Source organism: Salegentibacter sp. BLCTC, assembly GCF_015143665.1.
In the GTDB taxonomy this organism is placed as follows: domain Bacteria; phylum Bacteroidota; class Bacteroidia; order Flavobacteriales; family Flavobacteriaceae; genus Salegentibacter; species Salegentibacter maritimus.
Window position 1 is genome coordinate 268281 of sequence record NZ_WYEW01000007.1, and the last position, 18529, is coordinate 286809.

Annotated in this window: 17 protein-coding genes and 1 pseudogene; 8 read left to right on the top strand and 10 right to left on the bottom strand. The window is 37.9% G+C overall.

Features of this window, described 5'->3' with window-relative positions:
• Positions 1-26 precede the first annotated feature (26 nt).
• Positions 27-1640, top strand: coding sequence for an Ig-like domain-containing protein (locus GUB10_RS10880; protein ID WP_193711477.1), 1614 nt, complete (start codon positions 27-29; stop codon positions 1638-1640).
• Here the strand turns inward: GUB10_RS10880 and GUB10_RS10885 are convergent.
• Positions 1627-2406, bottom strand: coding sequence for an amidohydrolase (locus GUB10_RS10885; RefSeq protein WP_193711478.1), 780 nt, complete (start codon positions 2404-2406; stop codon positions 1627-1629). The genes GUB10_RS10880 and GUB10_RS10885 overlap by 14 nt on opposite strands.
• 101 nt (positions 2407-2507) lie before the next feature.
• Between GUB10_RS10885 and GUB10_RS10890 the strand changes: the two genes are divergently transcribed.
• Positions 2508-3017, top strand: coding sequence for a DUF1440 domain-containing protein (locus GUB10_RS10890; protein WP_193711479.1), 510 nt, complete (start codon positions 2508-2510; stop codon positions 3015-3017).
• Here GUB10_RS10890 and GUB10_RS10895 read toward each other — a convergent pair.
• The 4 genes from GUB10_RS10895 to GUB10_RS10910 all read right to left on the bottom strand — a co-directional run bounded on the left by GUB10_RS10895 (position 3014) and on the right by GUB10_RS10910 (position 9002).
• A complete protein-coding gene (locus tag GUB10_RS10895) occupies positions 3014-5494 on the bottom strand; it encodes a ligase-associated DNA damage response DEXH box helicase (protein WP_193711480.1) in 2481 nt (826 codons plus the stop codon). The two genes, GUB10_RS10890 and GUB10_RS10895, sit on opposite strands and share 4 nt — an antisense overlap.
• Positions 5495-5815: 321 nt before the next feature.
• Positions 5816-6181: an endonuclease domain-containing protein gene (locus tag GUB10_RS10900; RefSeq protein WP_193711481.1), complete on the bottom strand. Its 366-nt coding sequence runs from the start codon at positions 6179-6181 to the stop codon at positions 5816-5818.
• A gap of 156 nt (positions 6182-6337) precedes the next feature.
• Positions 6338-7933: an ATP-dependent DNA ligase gene (locus GUB10_RS10905; protein ID WP_193711482.1), complete on the bottom strand. Its 1596-nt coding sequence runs from the start codon at positions 7931-7933 to the stop codon at positions 6338-6340.
• Between the two features lie 49 nt (positions 7934-7982).
• Positions 7983-9002, bottom strand: coding sequence for a ligase-associated DNA damage response exonuclease (locus GUB10_RS10910; protein WP_193711483.1), 1020 nt, complete (start codon positions 9000-9002; stop codon positions 7983-7985).
• Positions 9003-9163: 161 nt separating this feature from the next.
• Here GUB10_RS10910 and GUB10_RS10915 point away from each other — a divergent pair, with 161 nt between their 5' ends.
• Positions 9164-9586 carry a TerB family tellurite resistance protein gene (locus GUB10_RS10915; RefSeq protein WP_193711484.1) on the top strand — a complete coding sequence of 141 codons (423 nt, stop codon included), beginning with the start codon at positions 9164-9166 and terminating at the stop codon, positions 9584-9586.
• A gap of 326 nt (positions 9587-9912) precedes the next feature.
• On the opposite strand, the gene fbp is transcribed toward GUB10_RS10915, so the two are convergent.
• Positions 9913-10920, bottom strand: coding sequence for a class 1 fructose-bisphosphatase (gene fbp / locus GUB10_RS10920; RefSeq protein WP_193711485.1), 1008 nt, complete (start codon positions 10918-10920; stop codon positions 9913-9915).
• 204 nt (positions 10921-11124) lie between these two features.
• Between fbp and GUB10_RS10925 the strand changes: the two genes are divergently transcribed.
• The 5 genes from GUB10_RS10925 (at position 11125) to GUB10_RS10945 (ending at position 15991) form a co-directional block, all read left to right on the top strand.
• On the top strand, positions 11125-11610 hold the full coding sequence (locus tag GUB10_RS10925; RefSeq protein WP_193711486.1) for a GNAT family N-acetyltransferase: 486 nt from the start codon (positions 11125-11127) through the stop codon (positions 11608-11610).
• Positions 11611-11684: 74 nt separating this feature from the next.
• The gene (locus tag GUB10_RS10930) at positions 11685-12155 is read left to right on the top strand and encodes a GNAT family N-acetyltransferase (protein WP_193711487.1); all 471 of its coding nucleotides are present in this window, start codon (positions 11685-11687) and stop codon (positions 12153-12155) included.
• Between the two features lie 6 nt (positions 12156-12161).
• Positions 12162-13412, top strand: a complete 1251-nt coding sequence (locus GUB10_RS10935; protein ID WP_193711488.1) for an aspartate kinase — start codon at positions 12162-12164, stop codon at positions 13410-13412.
• A gap of 38 nt (positions 13413-13450) precedes the next feature.
• Positions 13451-15253: a lysophospholipid acyltransferase family protein gene (locus tag GUB10_RS10940; RefSeq protein ID WP_193711489.1), complete on the top strand. Its 1803-nt coding sequence runs from the start codon at positions 13451-13453 to the stop codon at positions 15251-15253.
• Positions 15254-15340: 87 nt separating this feature from the next.
• Positions 15341-15991, top strand: a complete 651-nt coding sequence (locus GUB10_RS10945; RefSeq protein ID WP_193711490.1) for an SDR family oxidoreductase — start codon at positions 15341-15343, stop codon at positions 15989-15991.
• 100 nt (positions 15992-16091) lie between these two features.
• Here the strand turns inward: GUB10_RS10945 and GUB10_RS10950 are convergent, their stop codons facing one another.
• The 4 genes and pseudogenes from GUB10_RS10950 to GUB10_RS10960 form a co-directional block, all read right to left on the bottom strand.
• A complete protein-coding gene (locus GUB10_RS10950) occupies positions 16092-16508 on the bottom strand; it encodes an arsenate reductase ArsC (protein WP_193711491.1) in 417 nt (138 codons plus the stop codon).
• A 10-nt stretch (positions 16509-16518) separates the two neighbouring features.
• Positions 16519-17004, bottom strand: a complete 486-nt coding sequence (locus GUB10_RS10955) for a DUF6428 family protein (RefSeq protein WP_193711492.1) — start codon at positions 17002-17004, stop codon at positions 16519-16521.
• 103 nt (positions 17005-17107) lie between these two features.
• Positions 17108-17251, bottom strand: a pseudogene (locus GUB10_RS15970) (VOC family protein); the annotation flags it as partial.
• Positions 17252-17449: 198 nt separating this feature from the next.
• On the bottom strand, positions 17450-18430 hold the full coding sequence (locus GUB10_RS10960; RefSeq protein WP_193711493.1) for a 2-hydroxyacid dehydrogenase: 981 nt from the start codon (positions 18428-18430) through the stop codon (positions 17450-17452).
• Positions 18431-18529 lie beyond the last annotated feature (99 nt).

Genomic DNA, 18529 nt, shown 5'->3' on the forward strand with positions numbered 1-18529 from the left:
TTGCTATTAGATTTCATTTTTTAATTATGCTGAAGAGAATTCCCGGAATTTTAATAGTTGCCGTATTGGTTTTGTTGTGCGTGCAATGCGCAAAAAAAGGAATGCCGGAAGGTGGACCTAAAGATGAAGAGCCCCCAAAATTTATTCGAGCAACTCCCGAAAACTATAATACTAATTTCAATGCAGATGAAATTAGAATATTTTTTAATGAGTATATAAAACTGGAAGACGCCAGGCAACAAGTAGTTATTTCACCGCCTATAGAACCACGCCCGGCCATGATGCCTATGGGTTCGGCTCGTAAAGATGTGCGCATACAAAACCTGGACTCCCTACAGCCAAACACCACTTACACCATTAATTTTGGAAAAAGCATTGTAGATAACAACGAAGGCAATCCCCTTCCTTACTTTAAATACGTATTCTCTACGGGAGATTACCTGGATTCTTTAAAAGTTTCAGGAAGTATAAAAGATGCCAACCTAAAGGCTCCGTCAGAATTTATTTCTATTTTTTTATACGAGGTAGATTCTACTTTTTCTGATTCGTTGGTATATAAAGAAACACCAAGGTATATTACCTATACGCTAGACAGTACTGTAAACTTTGAGCTGGAAAACCTTAAAGAGGGAACTTACCAAATACTTGCTGTAGAAGACAAAAACGATAATTATAATTTTAATCCCAAAACCGAGAAAATAGGATTTATAGAGAACTATATCACCCTCCCAACAGATTCTACCTACGAGATTAGCATTTTTAAAGAAAATCTGGAGTTTGAAGCCGAACGTCCCAAATTATTAAAAGGCAATCAAATACTTTTTGGTTATCAGGGTTCTAAAGGTGTAGATAGTGTTAAGATTAATCTATTAACCCCTAAACCGCAAGGTTTTGAATCTAGAATTGTAAAAGATCGCGAAACCGATACTCTTTACTACTGGTACAATATTAGACCTGAAAATGACAGTCTTTCTTTTGAGGTGGTGAGCCCAACACGACGTGACACCTTATTTACAAAAATAGCTGAAGCCGAAAGGGATTCCTTAAAGTTAAACGCAAACCCGACGGGTACAATTGCATTCCAGGAAAATTACCGATTACAGGCAAATACACCTATTACAGAGTTTAACAAAGAATTAATTAGCATTATGGATGCTGATTCCAGTCTGGTAAACTTTGATGCCGAAATACGAAACCTTGAAAACGAAATTATAATTTCATTCGATAAAGAAGAAAGCAGTAAATATGAGGTAACGACATTGCCCGGTGCAGTAACCGACCTCTTTGGTGATACCAACGATACCATTAAAAGTAGCCTTAGCACCAAATCTTACGCAGATTATGGAAGTATTATTTTAACACTTCAAAATGTAAATCGGTATCCAATTATAGTACAGCTCACTAACGAAAAAGGCGAAGTACAGCACGAACAGTACGCCAAAGGAGGAAATAATTTTCATTTCCGTTTTCTAAAACCGGGAAAAAACCTAATCAGGGTAATTTTTGACGATAATGAAAACCAGAAATGGGATACCGGAAATTATCTTAAAAGAATCCAACCCGAAGAAATCCAATATTATAGGGATACGGTAGAGGTAAGATCTAACTGGGATATTTCAGAGACTTTTATTTTAAAATAAATGTATCCCGATCCTGAAGGAATTTAAAATGACTTCGGGTTTCCATTAATTGTTGTTTATCCAAGCTAACTTCCTTTACAAAGGCTTCTTCCCTGTTTAACTCGGTTAGATTTTGGCCTAATCCGTCATAAACTGCGCTATGCCCATTGTATTCGGCTTTATTCCCATCGTTTCCGGTTCGGTTTACCCCAATGCAGTAACTCATATTCTCTATGGCCCTTGCCTTTAAAAGTGTGTCCCAAGCAAAAACCCGTTTTTTTGGCCAGTTGGCAACATAAATTAGCAAATCGTAATCTTCGGTATTTCGTGAGAAAACCGGAAATCTTAGGTCATAACAAACCAGTGGGCAAATCTTCCAACCCTTATATTCAACTACCAACCTATCTTTTCCGGCGGTATAAGTTTTATGTTCGTTAGCCAAAGTAAAGGTGTGACGTTTATCATAGGTTTTATAAGTTCCGTCAGGAAAAACGAAGAAAAGCCTATTAAAATAATTATCATTTTCGGTAATGATAAGGCTTCCGGTTATCGCAGCATCTTTCAGTTTTGCAATTTCACGCATCCACTGTAAACTTAAACCATCGGTCTTTTCTGCCAGTTTTTCGGCATTCATACTAAAGCCTGTGGTAAACATTTCGGGTAGTACAATTAGATCTACATCTTCAGAAATCGCTTTAATTTCTTCTGAAAACAAACTACGATTAGCTTGCGGATCTTCCCATTTTAAATTAGCCTGTATTATTGCAGTATTTAGTTTTTGTGCCATACCCAAAATTACCAATTTTTAAATTCCTGCTGCTAAATCATTGTTAAACAATTGTAGAAAACTCACATTATAAATAGTTTTAAGATGTAAAAATTGAAATCATGAAAGTACAGGATTTATTACAGAAAGATTCTTATTCTAAAGCGGCAGGCAGAGGTTTACTGGCAGGCGTTATTGGCGGATTGGCTGGTACGGCAGTAAAAAGCCTTGTAGAGCATTTTTTGCCCGTGCGGAAAGTTGAACAACGCTCAGCCCAAATACAAATTGTAGACGATCTTTCTACTAAAATAACCGGCTCTCCGGTTAGTGTTCAAAACGAAGAACTTGCCGAGCAACTTGTAAACTTCCCAATTGGAGCCACTGTTGGCGCGGCATACGGTTTTGGCAAAAAAGACAATAAAGAATTAAATATTAAAGATGGGATTATTTTAGGTGGCTCTACCTGGGTTTCTACCCATGAAACCTCGCTTCCTCTAATGGGCCTGGAACCAAAACCAACCGATGTTCCTTTAAAAATGCAATTTAACGAACTATTTGCACACGTTCTTTTTGGTATTACAACCGAAGTTGTTCGTAGCACCGTACTACAAAGATTAAACGAAAGGGATTAGTTTTCGAGGCTTTTCAGCATTCTTTTAATTCTATCTTCCAATTTTTCTGAAGATAATTTTTCCCTCAATCTGTCAGTAATAATAGGAAAAGAGAAAGGAGTTGGTTTTTGGCAGTTTTTCCAAACAATCTCCTGTTTTTGTATACGCTCTAAAGCCATTCTTAATCGACCTTCTTCCAACTGATGCTCAAAAGTTTCCCTAAAGGATTGCAAGTACAATAAATTATCGTTTTCGTAATCTCTAAAAACGCTAAAAAGCAATTGCGAGCTACTTTGCAAATGCTTGCTTTTTATCAATTTGTTTGGGTAACCGGTAAATACCATTCCGGCTATAACAGCGATATCCCTAAATTTTCGCCGGGCCATTTCGGTAGCGTTTAAACTTTTGTAAAGATCGTCCATAAGGAATTCTGCCGAAAATAAATCGTTGTCTAAAACCTGTTGCATATCAATTTCCTGGTCTGAGAGTAGTTCAAATCCATAGTCATTAAAAGCAATACTAAATGAAATGGGCGAGAGCAAACTAATGCGATATGCCAGCAAACTTCCCAGCGCCTCGTGAACAAAACGGCCTTCAAACGGATAAAAAATGGCGTGATAACCTTCCCGGGTTTTAAAGGTTTCGACTAAAAATTCATCTTTGTTTGGAATAATAGATTCTTTCTGCTGCCTTTCCAAAATTGGTTGCAAAGCTTTTAATTCCGATGACTTCCGGACTGCGCTCGAAGTGATATCTACATAGGTTGAAGCAGCATACATTTCTTCCCGAAGCAGTTCACTCATTTGTGCCGAAAATGCCATCCTACCACCCATCCAACTAGGCACTTTAGAAGTTTTTTTCTTCGATTTTCGTACTAAAACCTGCATACTTTTAATACGCACCAACTCCAGGTTTCTCCCGGCAAAAGTAAACACATCGCCGGGTGCAAGTTTAGAAATAAACCACTCCTCAATCGTGCCTATATAACCTCCCTTAAGGTATTTTACGCTTAAAACCGCATCACTCACAATTGTCCCAATTTGTAAGCGGTGGCGCATCGCAATGCCACGATTATTTACCTTAAAAAGACCATTTTCTTCAATTTCAATTTTCTTGTATTCATCATAAGCCTGTAAACTTTGGCTGCCATTGGTAACAAAATTAAGGACCCACAGCCATTCGTCTTCAGTAATTCCCTGAAAACAGAAAGTCGATTTTACCTCGGGCCAGATTTCCTTCGGAAAAAAACCATTGGAAACCGCCAAAGTGGTTAGGTATTGCACGAGGACATCAAAACTCAACAAGTACGGAATGCGATCTTCTACCGCGTTCTTTTTTACCGCCTTTTGTAAAGCTGAAGCTTCAACAAGCTCTATAGCATGGGTGGGTAAAAAATGGATAACACTTTCTTCACCGGGACGATGGCCGCTTCTCCCCGCCCTTTGTAAAAACCGGGCTACCCCTTTTGGGCCGCCAATTTGAATAATGGTTTCTACCGGTGCAAAATCTACTCCCAAATCAAGACTGGAGGTACAAACCACTGCCTTTAAGGTTTCATTTCTAATGGCCTCCTCAACCCAAAGTCGGGTTTCTTTATTAATACTCCCGTGGTGCATGGCTACCTCCCCCGCAAATTCAGGATATTTTTCCATTAATTTCTGAAACCATAATTCGCATTGAGACCGGGTATTGGTAAAAAGCAGTGTAGTTCTGGAATTCTTTATAATTGGCACTACCTCATCAATTAAATGCAATCCCAAATGCCCACGCCAGGGGAATTTTTCCATTTTCGGTGGAATAATAGATTTTACAGTTATCTTCTTCTTTAAATTCGCTCTAATTAAAGTTGAATTTTGAAAGGCTTCGGAATCAGGACCGAGCAAAACTTCCCTGGCCTGCTCTAAATTCCCAATCGTTGCCGAGATTCCCCAGATTCGCAAATCTTTTGAAACCGTTTTTAAACGAGATAGGGCCAGTTCCATCTGCACACCTCGTTTTGTGCCCAGTAATTCGTGCCATTCATCAACCACCACGGCACTTAGATCTTTAAACGTTTTATCGTAATTTTTGGAAGAAAGTAGTAATTGCAAGCTTTCGGGGGTGGTAATAAGTAAGTCGGGCATGGATTTTTTTTGCGCTGCACGAATTTTTTGTGGAGTATCTCCCGTTCGTATACCTACTGTTAATTGGCTCTCAATATCGTCGGCAAATCGCTGTGCAGCCTGTTCAATTTCTACCGAAAGTGCTCTTAAAGGTGTAATCCAAATAGCTTTTAATCCTTTTTTATGTTTGATTTTATAACCGGGGTTTTGCTTTAAATAATCCAGTACTATCGGTACCCAAAGCGCATAGGTCTTTCCACTACCCGTAGGTGCGTTTAAGAGGCCGTTCTTTTTCTGCAAAAAGGCAGTCCAGGTTTGTTTCTGAAAAGCAAAAGCTTTCCAGCCCTGGTTGGAAAACCAGGTTTCTGCTATTTCAGTAAGTTGATTTCTATTCATGTTACAACCCTTCCGTCTTATTCAGCTACCACTGAATAATTCACCTTCCCTTTAAAAGGGAAGGAACCATTTTTATTTTTAATTAGCACCTCACCTTGCTCCCCTACTTTCTAAAAAGGGGTGCCCGATAGGGCGGGGTGGTCCACTTTTTAAAATTGAATAAGTTGATTTCTATTCATGCTTCAACCCTTCCGTCTTATTCAGCTACCGCCGAATAATCCACCTTCCCTTCAAAAGGGAAGGAGCCATTTTTATTTTTAATTATCACTTCACCTTGTTCCCCTACTTTCTAAGGAGGGGTGCCCGACAGGGTGGGGTGGTTTATTTCTTCTTAAAATTATCTTCAATCTCCTTCAAAACCGAAGGTAGAAAGTCAAAAACCATCCTATTTTCAAACCGTATTACTTTAAATCCAAAATCTTCCAGTTTTTTAGTCCGTTTTTCATCTTTTTCTTCAGAGAGTGGAGTTTTATGTACCTCTCCATCTAACTCTATGATTAGTTGCTCTTCCGCGCAATAAAAATCCACTATAAAATTTTCTATACTATGTTGCCTTCTGAATTTTCTTCCTTTAAATTTTCTTCGTTGTAATTGTTTCCACAAAAATGCCTCTGCAGGAGTTAAGTTATTCCTTAATGCTTTTCGGAAAGGCTGCAAGAACTTTTTGTTATGACCTGGTTTTTTCATTGGTTTTAAACTTTATCCTTTACCCTTCCGTCTTATTCAGCTTCCACTGAATAATCCACCTTCCATTTAAAAGGGAAGGAACTATTTTTATTTTTAATTATCACTTCACCTTGTTCCCCTACTTTCTAAGGAGGGGTCCCCGACAGGGTGGGGTGGTTAATCCGGGATTAAATCCCGCAACTCACCCAGCGTATTTGCTTCATATATATTTTTATCGGTTCGCCAGCGTATCATTCTCGGAAAACGCGTTGCTACTCCACTTTTATGCCGTTTGGATTCGGCGATCCCTTCAAAAGCAATTTCAAACACATGATGTGGCGTTACACTTCTAACAGGACCAAAACGCTCTAAGGTGTTTTTTTTAATCCACGCGTCAAGTTTTCTAAATTCAGCATCGGTTAAACCGGAATAGGCCTTCGCAAAAGTGACCAGTTCTTTTTTTTCATCATCCCATAAACCAAAAGTATAATCGGTAAATAGATTGCTACGTCTTCCATGACCGCGCATGGCATAAGTGAGCACGGCATCTACCGTAAGCGGATCTACCTTCCATTTCCACCAATCGCCTTTTTTTCTTCCCACTAAATATGGGGAATCCAATCTTTTCAACATCAAGCCTTCCGATTTTTCTTCCCGGGCCCGTTCACGTTCTTTAGCCACTTCAACCCAATTTTTAAAAGATATACGCTTTGATAAGTGCAATGGAATTTCTTCCGTAGAAACCTTATTATAAAGTTTCTCCAGAATTTTTCTTCTTTCTTGAAAAGCTTTATTCCTAATATCTTCTCCCTGCCATTCTAAAATATCGTATGCTTTTAAAATAACAGGCGTTTTACTAAGCAGATTTTTAGTAATATTCTTTCTTCCTATTCGGGTTTGCAGATCTTTAAAGCTTCCTATACTACCTTTTGGAAACGGCAATATTTCGCCATCCAGGACAGTTCCATTAGGAATTTTATCTACAAAGCTTTGAAATTCGGGGTATTTATCGGTTACCAGTTCCTCACCACGACTCCACACAAAAAGCTCATTATTTCTCACGATTACCTGGGCGCGAATACCATCCCATTTATGCTCGGCACTCCATTGGGCTACATCCCCAAGCTCTTCAACTTCCCCATCTATTGCATAAGCCAGGTAAAACGGATAGGGCTTAGACAAATAATCTTCTTCGTTTTCTTCTAAAATTAGTTTTTTAAAGGTGGTTTTTTCAGGTTTCCAATTGCCCATCATTTTATAAGCGAGAATATCCTCATCAATATTAGTAGCTTTTGAAAGGGCACGGGTCATTAATTTTTGACTCACGCCAATGCGAAAACTCCCGGTAATGAGCTTGGTAAACACAAAACGTTCATAATAATTAAGCGCAAGCCAATTTGTATGCAGGTATTCCTTTTTTGTCGATTCATCTTTAGGTTTCAGTTCAATGATCTCCTGCAGAAATTGGTTGAGGCTTTTTTCGGTATTTTCTTTGGCAGGGGGTATCACAAGGGCAATTGTCTCGGCCAAATCGCCTACAATATGATAAGACTCTTCAAATAACCACAGGGGAATGTTAGCGAGCTCTGAAGCCCATTCACGCATTAAGGTAGTATTTACCGGTCGCGGTGGGCGCCTATGTGACAAAATAGCTATGGTCCATACCTTATCCCTATCATCGGCATTTTTAAAATAATGGGTTAAAGCCTCCACTTTCAGCGTGGTTTTATTAGTGCTATCAAGGGTTTTTATAAGCTCTGCAAAGTGCTTCATCTTAGTTTAGTTTATTTACTTCCCGACTGCAGGTGAAGTGACAAAACATTTAAATTTCTTTTTCATTTTTTGACTCTTCTTCTCCTGTTTCACCTTCATATTGTGTTTCTTCAGTCCTGGCATCATAACCTAGTTCACGTAAATAACGAGAGAAAATGTCGGTATACCCGTGGGTGCAAATCACTTTTTCGGCACCCGTAGCTTCTATAGACTTTAGCAAGCCCTGCCAATCGCAATGATCTGAGAGTACAAAACCGCGGTCTATGGCACGTCTTCTTCGAGCTCCACGAAAAGTCATCCAACCGCTGGCCGAAGCTGTCACATAAGGCACCATCTTTTTTATCCATGGACTGCCATGAGCACTGGGTGGGGCCACTACAATATTTCCTTTAAATTCATCTTTTTTGGTATCGCGCGTAATTCTTGTGGTTCCTGGCATTTCAGCTAAAGGGCGAACTACATCTGTCATATTCTCTATTGCACCATGAGTGTAAATTTTGCCGATTGAAGTATCGAGATGTCTTAACAGGCGTTGAGCTTTTCCCAGGGAATATCCAAAGATTACCGAAGTTCTTCCATCTTCTTTATTTTGCTGCCACCATTTATTAATTTCGGTAAAGACCTCCGCCTGTGGTTGCCATTTAAAGGCTGGTAAACCAAAAGTACATTCGGTGATAAAAGTATGGCATTTAATAGGCTCATAAGGCACTGCTACCCCATCAGGTTCATCTTTATAATCGCCGGTAAATACCCAAACTTCGCCTTTATACTCTACCCTAATTTGGGACGAACCAATAATATGGCCTGCCGGATGCAGGGAGAACTTAACACCATTAATGGTAAAGGTCTCGTTCCATGCTTTCCCCGAAACTTCTATTTCCCCCAGTCTATGTTTAATAATAGGAACATTACTATGATGGGTTATATATTTTTTATGCCCCCAGCGGGAATGATCGGCGTGACCGTGCGAAATAATAGCCTTATTTACAGGTTTCCAGGGGTCCAGGTAAGTATCTGCTGCCTCGCAGTAAATACCTTTTTCATTAAAGGCGAGTAAAGGTGGATTCATTTATAAGAGATACTTTAATTTGAAAATACCCAAAATGCCACGCTAAAAAAAAGGATTAAGAAAAGATTAGCGATTGATGAAGCATCAAACATTTTAGAGTTTTTTTGATAAGATATACTTGAAGCTTTAAGTATATTTGTCTATATATAAAAATTAATAAAATGTCATTTTCAGATTTATTTGGTTCAGGAGAACACCTCCGCAACATCAATCATTTTGCTTCTATTGTAAATCTTGCAAGTGTAGATGGGGATATTAACGAAAAAGAACGTGTTCTCTTAGAACGTTTTGCTCGCAAACTTGATATTAGTGAGCAAGAATATAAAATGCTAATTAAGAATCCGCAAGAATTTCCTATTAGCGCCTATAACAGTGTAGAAAAGCGTTTAGAGCGTTTACACGATTTATTTAAAATTATTTTTGCCGATCATGAGATAGACCATGAAGAAGAAGCGCTTATTAAACGATATGCCATAGGTCTTGGTTTTTCTAACGAAAACGCCGAAAACATTATAAAAAGGTCTATTCAGATTTTTAGCGGACAATTGAATTTTGAAGATTACAAATATCTATTGGGTAAGTAATCGGGAATATTAAAATAACATTTTAGCTAAATTTAAAAAAGGCTATCTCAAAAGTGCTGGGATTCGTCATTGCGAGACCCCATTCAAAAAAAATTGCCACCAATACACTAATATTACTTATGATTAGTGGATTCGTGGCTTTTTTTATTTTTAATCGTTGGATTTTAATTGCCAATAAATCCGCAGCTTACAAAATTCCGTCATTGATAGGAACGAAGCAATCTATAACTTTTTGAAAAACAACAAGAAGGTTACTTCACTTCGTTCGTAATGACGTTGATATCTTCTCCTTTTAGATAGTAAAATTTCATATATAGTTATATTTTTCAACTATACTTCTGCATAAATTCTTCTGCTTTATCTACCATATTTTTACTTCCGCAGAAAAAAGGCGCACGCTCATGTAATTCTTTAGGCTGAATATCCATAATTCGGGTAAAACCGTTGGTAGCTTTTCCTCCGGCTTGTTCTACAATAAAAGCCATTGGGTTGCATTCGTATAACAACCTTAGTTTACCGTTATTGGCTTTTGAGCTTTTGGGATAGATAAAAATTCCGCCCTTAATCATATTTCTATGAATGTCTGAAACCATAGAGCCAATATAACGAGAGGTATAGGGCCTGTCCTCTTTCTCTTCCTGGCAATATTTAATATATTTTTTCACTCCCTCGGGGAAATGCACATAATTTCCCTCGTTCATAGAATAAATTCTTCCGTTTTCGGGAAACTTCATATCGGGGTGTGATAAATACCAGGAACCTAAAGCCGGATTCAAAGTAAATCCGTTTACACCACAACCTGTAGTATACACCAACATAGTGGAAGTTCCATAAATAATATAACCGGCCGCCACCTGCTTATTTCCCGGTTGCAAAAAATCTTCTTTAGTTACCGGGGTTCCAATGGGGGTAACGCGCCTGTAAATTGAAAAAATGGTACCAACCGATACGTTTACATCAATATTAGAACTGCCATCCAGTGGGTCCATAAGTACCACATATTTATTCTTATTGTCATTGTTCTTACCGGAAATGGTTATAAAATCGTCGTTCTCTTCTGAAGCTATACCACAAACAATTTCGCGATTTATTAAAGTTTGAATAAAAGTTTCATTGGCATAAACATCTAATTTTTGCTGGTCTTCCCCCTGAATGTTTGTATCGCCGTGCAACCCCAGAATATCTACCAAACCTGCTTTATTCACTTCGTGATTTACAACCTTAGCCGCAAGCCGTAAAGATCTAATTAAGCGGGAAAGCTCGCCCGAAGAATAAGGAAAAGCTGCCTGATTTTCTATAATGAATTCGCCTAAAGTTTGATTTTTCTTAACCATTTTGAATCAATATCGTTATTTGTTTCAAAATTATTCATTTTTCTTAATTACTAAAACGTTATCGTAATAAAGTATAGAAAATTCTAAAAAGTGTAATTAAACCAAATTAAAAGGAATTATTTATATTCTTTAGGAGGAAGCATACAGAATAACCCATTTTGGCAATTCATTTTTTACTTTTGTACGCAAAGCAAACAACATACAATGAAATTTAAAATTAGAGAAGCGAAACCAGAGGATATGCCGGCAGTTTTAGAACTTATACAAGAACTGGCTGAATTTGAAAAAGAACCCGAGGCGGTAATTATCTCGGCAGAAGACCTTAAAAAAGACGGCTTTGGAGAAAACCCGGCTTTTACTTGTTTTGTAGCCGAGGCTAATGGGAAAATTGAAGGTATGGCCCTATGTTATTTTAGATATTCAACCTGGAAAGGAAAAACAGTGCACCTGGAAGATCTTGTAGTAAGGGAAAGCATGCGAGGCGAAGGTTTGGGAAATGCCCTGTATACCCGGGTAATTGAATTTGCCAAAGAACAGGGTGTAAAGCGAACTGAATGGGTTGTTTTAGATTGGAATACACACGCACGCGAATTTTACAGCCGTAGCGGCGCCACTGTCTTTACCGATTGGTGTACCGTACAAATGGATGAGAGTGCCATGAATAACTTTCTTAAAAAACAATCACGTTAATAATAAATTAAGCCTCTTTAATTAGGCCCGGGTCTTAAAATCTATTCCTATTTTTGTATAGAAATATCAATGTTATGGAATACAAAATACGTGAAGCCAGGAGAGAAGATATGCCCGCAGCTTTTGAGCTTATAAAAGAGCTTGCGGCTTATGAAAATGCTCCCGAGGAGGTTGAAATTCAGGTAGAAGACCTGGAACAGGAAGGCTTTGATGACAAAAATTTTAAATGCTTTGTAGCCGAAGTAAATGGTAAAATAGAAGGGATGGCGCTCGTTTATTTTAGGTTTTCAACCTGGAAAGGACGTACACTACACCTGGAAGATCTAATTGTTAGAGAAAGTATGCGAGGCACAGGGCTTGGTGGTGCACTTTACAAAAGGGTTGTAAAATACGGCTACGATAATAACGTTAAACGAGTAGAATGGGTGGTTTCTGAAGCTAATAAAAACGCACAGGAATTTTATAAAAATACCGGTGCAGATATCAAAAAAGATTGGTATACCGTGCATATGGATGAAACCGGAATCCAGAAAAATATCGATTAAAATTTTATGAAGGTTTTTAAATTTGGAGGGGCATCGGTTAAAGATGCAGCCGGGGTAAGGAATGTTCAAAATGTATTGGAGAAAACCGGAAACGGCCCAAAAGTAATTGTTATCTCGGCCATGGGTAAAACTACCAATGCGCTAGAAGTTGTTATTAAAGATTATCTTTTTGAAAAAGATGTACCTAAAAGCCTTCAGGCAGTAGAAGAAGCTCATTTTGAAATTTTAAATGATCTTTTTAAAGGTTCTCAAACTACAATTTTTAATAAGGTTCATGAACTTTTTACCGAGCTTAGAAATTTTCTTCAACATAATAAATCTGAACAATACGATTTTGTCTACGACCAGGTAATTTGCTACGGAGAGTTAATTTCCACAACTATAGTGAGTGCCTACCTTAACAGTCAACATATTGAAAACAATTGGATTGATGCCAGGGAAGTTATAAAAACAGATAGTGTTTACCGGGATGCCGGTGTAAATTGGGAAGAAACCCAGGAAGCTATAAGGCAACACCTAAATTTAAATAAAGTAAACATTACACAGGGCTTTATAGGTTCAGACTACAATAATTTCACCACTACGCTTGGGAGGGAAGGAAGTGATTATACCGCAGCGATTTTTGCCTATTGTTTAAATGCGGAAAATGTTACTATTTGGAAAGATGTACCCGGGGTTTTAAATGCCGATCCCAGGGTTTTTAAGAACCCTGAACTGCTACAGCATATTTCCTATGAAGAAGCCATAGAACTTGCTTTTTATGGAGCTTCGGTAATACATCCAAAAACGCTACAGCCCCTTCAACAAAAGGAGATCCCTCTTTTTGTAAAACCTTTTTTAGCCCCCGAAAGCAAAGGTACCAAAGTAGGAAAAGGCAGCATGATTTTTCCTGAAATCCCATGTTTTATAGTAAAAAGAGACCTGGTTTTAATTTCACTCTCTACCCTGGATTTTTCATTTATGGTAGAAGAAAATATAAGTGAAATTTTTAGGCTTTTTCATCAGTATCAGATGAAAGTTGATTTAATTCAGAACTCTGCGATTAGTTTTTCGGTATGTGTAGACAACAAATTCAACCAATTAGAAAAACTTATTCAGCACTTAAAAGCCCGATTTAAAGTTAGTTTTATCCCCGGGGTTTCCTTATTCACCATAAGACATTTTAATGACGAAGCTATTGCAAGCCTTGAAAAAGACAAAGAAATTTTATTAAAACAGCTTACCCATAATACCCTTCAAATTGTAACCCGCAATTAAGTAATTTTATGTTGTTGCTAAATTAAAACAGTCTAAAAATGGGAATTGTAAGTGCCAAAGAAGTTGCAAAAGTAATGAACCTTGAAAAATTGGGTGCTGTGGGAACTTCTATAGGCTGGCTTATACTCAAAACCACTAAACTTTCCCGGCTCAATAAAGAATATCAAAAGCGTAAAAACCTAAACGGAATTGAATTTATAGATTCTATCTTAGAAGGCTTTGAAATAAACTTTGAAATTCCCGAAAAAGACCTGAAACGCATCCCGAAAACAGGGCCATTTATCACTATTTCCAATCATCCTTTAGGTGGGATAGACGGGATGATTTTAATGAAATTATTGCTACGTGAGCGCCCCGATTATAAGGTAATCGCAAATTTTCTTTTACATCGTTTAGATCCGTTAAGGCCTTACATTATGCCGGTAAACCCGTTTGAGGACCATAAGGAGGCCAAATCCAGCCTGGCCGGAATTAAAGAAGCCATAGCGCATTTAAAAAAAGGCAAGGCACTAGGAATGTTCCCCGCCGGCGAAGTTTCCACTTATAAAGATCATAAGATAATTGTAGATAGACCCTGGGAACCGGCCGCGATGAAACTTATACAAAAGGCCAATGTTCCCGTAGTGCCCATTTATTTTCATGCTAAGAATTCTACTTTTTTCTACCGCTTAGCGTCTATGAGCGATATTTTGCGAACTGCAAAACTCCCCAGCGAAATGCTCACGCAAAAGAGACGTAAAATTAAGGTGCGCATCGGCAATCCAATTAGCGTAGAAGACCAATTAGAACACACCAATATAGAAACATATACGGCATTTCTACGCCGAAAAACCTATATGCTTGCCAATGTTTTTGAACAGAAAAAGCTTTTTGATAAAATTCCAAAGAGCTTAAAGTTGCCTAAAAATCCAAAAAAGATTGCGGGGGAAACTGCGCAGATATTAATGGAGACCGAGGTTGAAAACTGTAGGAAAATGGACAAGCGTTTATTGTCCAGCAAGAATTATGAAGTTTTTTTAGCCAAAAAAGAAGTGATTCCACATGTGGTGGCCGAATTGGGGAGGCTGCGTGAAATTACCTTTAGGGCAATTGGTGAAGGCACCAATAATGCGACAGACCTTGATAAATTTGACGAATATTATTACCACCTGTTTTTATGGGATAACGAGGCTAAAAAAATAGCCGGGGCCTACCGTATGGGTATGGGAAGCGAAATTTACGCCAATCATGGAATAAACGGCTTTTACCTTCAGGAACTTTTTAAGTTTGAACCCGAACTTCATAAGATGATGAGCAAATCTATAGAAATGGGGAGGGCTTTTATAGTAAAGGAATATCAGCAAAAGCCAATGCCGCTCTTTCTACTTTGGAAAGGCATTGTGCACTGTACTCTACGTTTCCCAGAACATAAATACTTAATTGGTGGGGTAAGCATTAGTAATAAATTTTCAAACTTCTCGAAATCTTTAATGATCGAGTTTATGAAATCTCATTATTACGATCCTTATATCGCTCAGTTTATTAAACCAAAGAAAGAATTTAAGGTAAAACTAAAAGACGCAGATAAAGATATTATATTTGATGCCAGCAAAGCCGATTTAAACAAATTCGATAAGATTATTGATGAAATTGAGCCTGAAAATATGCGTCTTCCGGTGTTGATCAAGAAATATATCAAGCAAAATGCAAAAGTAGTGGCGTTTAATGTAGATCCACTTTTCAACAACTCGGTAGATGGGTTAATGTATATACGCATTGCCGATTTACCCGAAAGCACTGTAAAACCGGTAATGGAAGAATTTCAGAAAGAATTGGAGGCGAAATTCAACTCGCAGCATTAAGCTGTTAATTTCATGTTATTCTGAAGCATACATTATGTAGGCTTTTATTTCATTCTTATCTTGAAAATACAAAAATATTAACTAGACATGGAAAAGATATTAATAGCCGGGTCAACCGGACAAACAGGAAAAAGGGTCATTGAAATTTTGAATAATACCCAAAACTTTAAACCCGTTGCTATGATTCGCAAAGAAGAGCAGAAGCAAATCTTTGATGACATGGAAGTAGAAAGTATAATCGCAGATCTTGAAGGCGATATAGACCACGCTTTTAAAGGAATAGACCGGGTTATCTTTGCGGCCGGTTCAGGAAGCAAAACCGGCCCTGACAAAACCATAGCTGTAGACCAGGAAGGTGCTAAAAAAATGGTTGATGCCGCTAAAAAACATAATGTAAAGAAATTTATTATGCTTAGCGCAATGGGAACCGATAATCCGGAAGAAGGTGGTGATTTAGAACATTACCTAAAAGCGAAGAAAGAGGCAGATGATTATCTGGTAGACAGCGGAATTGTTTACACTATTTTACAACCCGGCAGGCTTACCGACGATATGGGGCTTGCTAAAGTAAAATTAGCTCCAAAATTGAAAGAGCGAGGCGAGATTTCCCGTGATGATGTAGCTTTTTTATTGGTAATGTGCCTGGCCGATCCGCTAGGTAAAAACATGGCATTTCAAGCACTGGAAGGCGAAGAATCTATTAAATCGGCACTTGTAGAGTTAAGCCAGAACAATTAATAAGCATCTTATATGATAAAAAGCTGTTTGGAAATTCCACAAGGTAGATCCTGAAACAAGTTTAGGATGACGCTAGAATTTCCAAACAGCTTTTTTTATTCTATAAATTATCTTTTACAAATTTTTCGCACCAGGCCTTTATTTCGTCCCTGGTGGTTTTAAAAGCTTCCTGAATTGCTTTTTCTGAAGCCTCTACTTTAGAAGGATCTGCAAAATTATGATGCAGCCTAACAGCATTTTTAGAAGGAATAAACGGGCAATGCTCATTTGCGTGATCACATACGCTAATAATAAAATCGAAATCTATAGTCTTATATTCATCTATATGATTGCTGGTATGTCCTGAAATATCTATTCCGTCCAGCTTCATTATTGCTACCGCCTTTTTATTTAAACCATGCGTTTCTATTCCGGCACTATAAATATTAGCTCGAGATTTGGCAAAATGTTCAAGATAACCATGTGCCATTTGGCTTCGACAGGAATTTCCGGTGCAAAGTACAAGTATGTTTTTCATACACTAATTTTTAACAGCAACCACTTCCCGGTGCACATGCATTCTCATTCACCTCTTCGGCACTTTCTACTCCGCAGGTCTCTTTCGCCTTACAATCGGTAGGATTTACAGCTAGTTTTATCATTAAGTTTTCGTTTTTAATTTCAAATCCGGTAACAAACAACTGTGCGGTATGAAAGTTAGCGTTACTATATTCGAATTTCACCTCAGCTTCTAAGTCGTAGGCTTTCATTTGCCCTACTTTTTCCAGGATTGCAAGGGCTTTCGACACTTTCATAAAAGCTGTTTTACCAATTTCTTCTGGGCTTTCCCATAACTGAATAATCGTTTCGTTCCAGGAATCTGTTCCTGAACCGCAGTCTACCGAGTCTATTTTAATATGTTTTACTTCGGTAATATGATAATTGGCTCCAACCAATAGATTCGGTGCATATTCAAAAAGAAGTGCTTTTTCCTGATGTGATTGCAGTACATCAAATAATTCTGAAGTTTTCATAATTCAAATATTTATATATCGCAATATTACGATTAATATAAATTATAAAAAAGGAATAGAGACTAATTTTTCCGGTTCGATTCAAAAAAAGTGTATTTCCATCTTATAAAAAAGCCCGGTCATTAGGCTCCCAAAGTTCTATTTTATTTCCTTCAGGATCCATTATCCAGCCAAATTTTCATTCTTTTACCTTCTGAATTTCATCGAAAACTTCCACTCCTTCCTCTTTTAAGGTTTCCAACAGTTTTTGATTCGATGACTCCAATTTGCAGATTGCTTCTCTCAATAAAAATCGGGATCACAATGACAAAAAATTTACCGTTTTAAAGAATAAAAACTTTAAAGTATTAGATTCTGAAATAAATTCAGAATGACGTAACATCATAAAAAAACCTCACAGGCCTGCAAGACCTGTGAGGTTTAAACTATTTTAGATAAGGGTATATTACCTTCCTTCCCCTTTTCCAAATTTATCGATAATTTTTCCGGCAATTACACTTGCCAGTTTTTCGTGAGATTCTTTGGTCCATCCTGCTACGTGGGGGCTTAAAATCACGTTATTTAAAAACATTAATTCCCGCATAGGATCCGGAATTTGATTTTCTATACTCAATGAAACGTTCTTTTTGTTAGAAAAAAGACTTTCAAAAGAAGCCTTTTCATATTCTAAAACATCTAAACCGGCACCAAGTACACGCCCATCTTTTAAAGCATCCACAAGATCTGCGGTTACTACATTTTTACCACGGGCAGTATTGATAAACCAAAATGGCTTTTTATAGGCATCAATAAACTCTTTATTGACCATCTGGTCGGTTTCCGGCGTCCAGGGGGTGTGTAGGCTCACTACATCGCATTTCTCACGAAATTCTTCCAAAGACACCTGTCTGGCATTTTCGTCGCCTACATTTTCTTTAATATCATAACAAAGCACTTCCACCTCAAAGCCACGTAATTTTTTAGCAAAGGCTTTTCCCATATTTCCATAGCCCACAATTCCTACGGTTTTTCCGTCTAATTCCAGGCCTCTATTTTCTTCCCGGTGCCAAAGGCCGTCCCGTACTTCCCTATCTGCTTTATTTAGTTTATTAAAAAGGGAAAGTAGCATGCCCAGGCTGTGTTCCCCCACCGCATTTCGGTTTCCTTCAGGAGCCGAAAACAACGTAATTCCATGTTTTTCGGCATACTCTACATCAATATTTTCAAGACCGGCACCTACTCTGGCAATAAACTTTAAGTTTGGAGCAGCATCTATAAATTCACGATCTATGGTATACCGACTTCTAATTACAATTCCGTCGTACAAATGCTGATTTTCAAGGGTTTCTTCCCGAGATTGGCTATAGCCCTCTATATTATGATGACCGGCATCGTCTAATTGTTTAATTAAAGTTGGATGATTTGTATCTGAATGTAAAATAATCATTGCTCTAAAATGAGTTTTTATTTTTTATAACATAACGCCGCCTGGAGAACATACCAAAATAGCATCTCCTCATTACGTTAAATTAAGTTTGAAAAATGG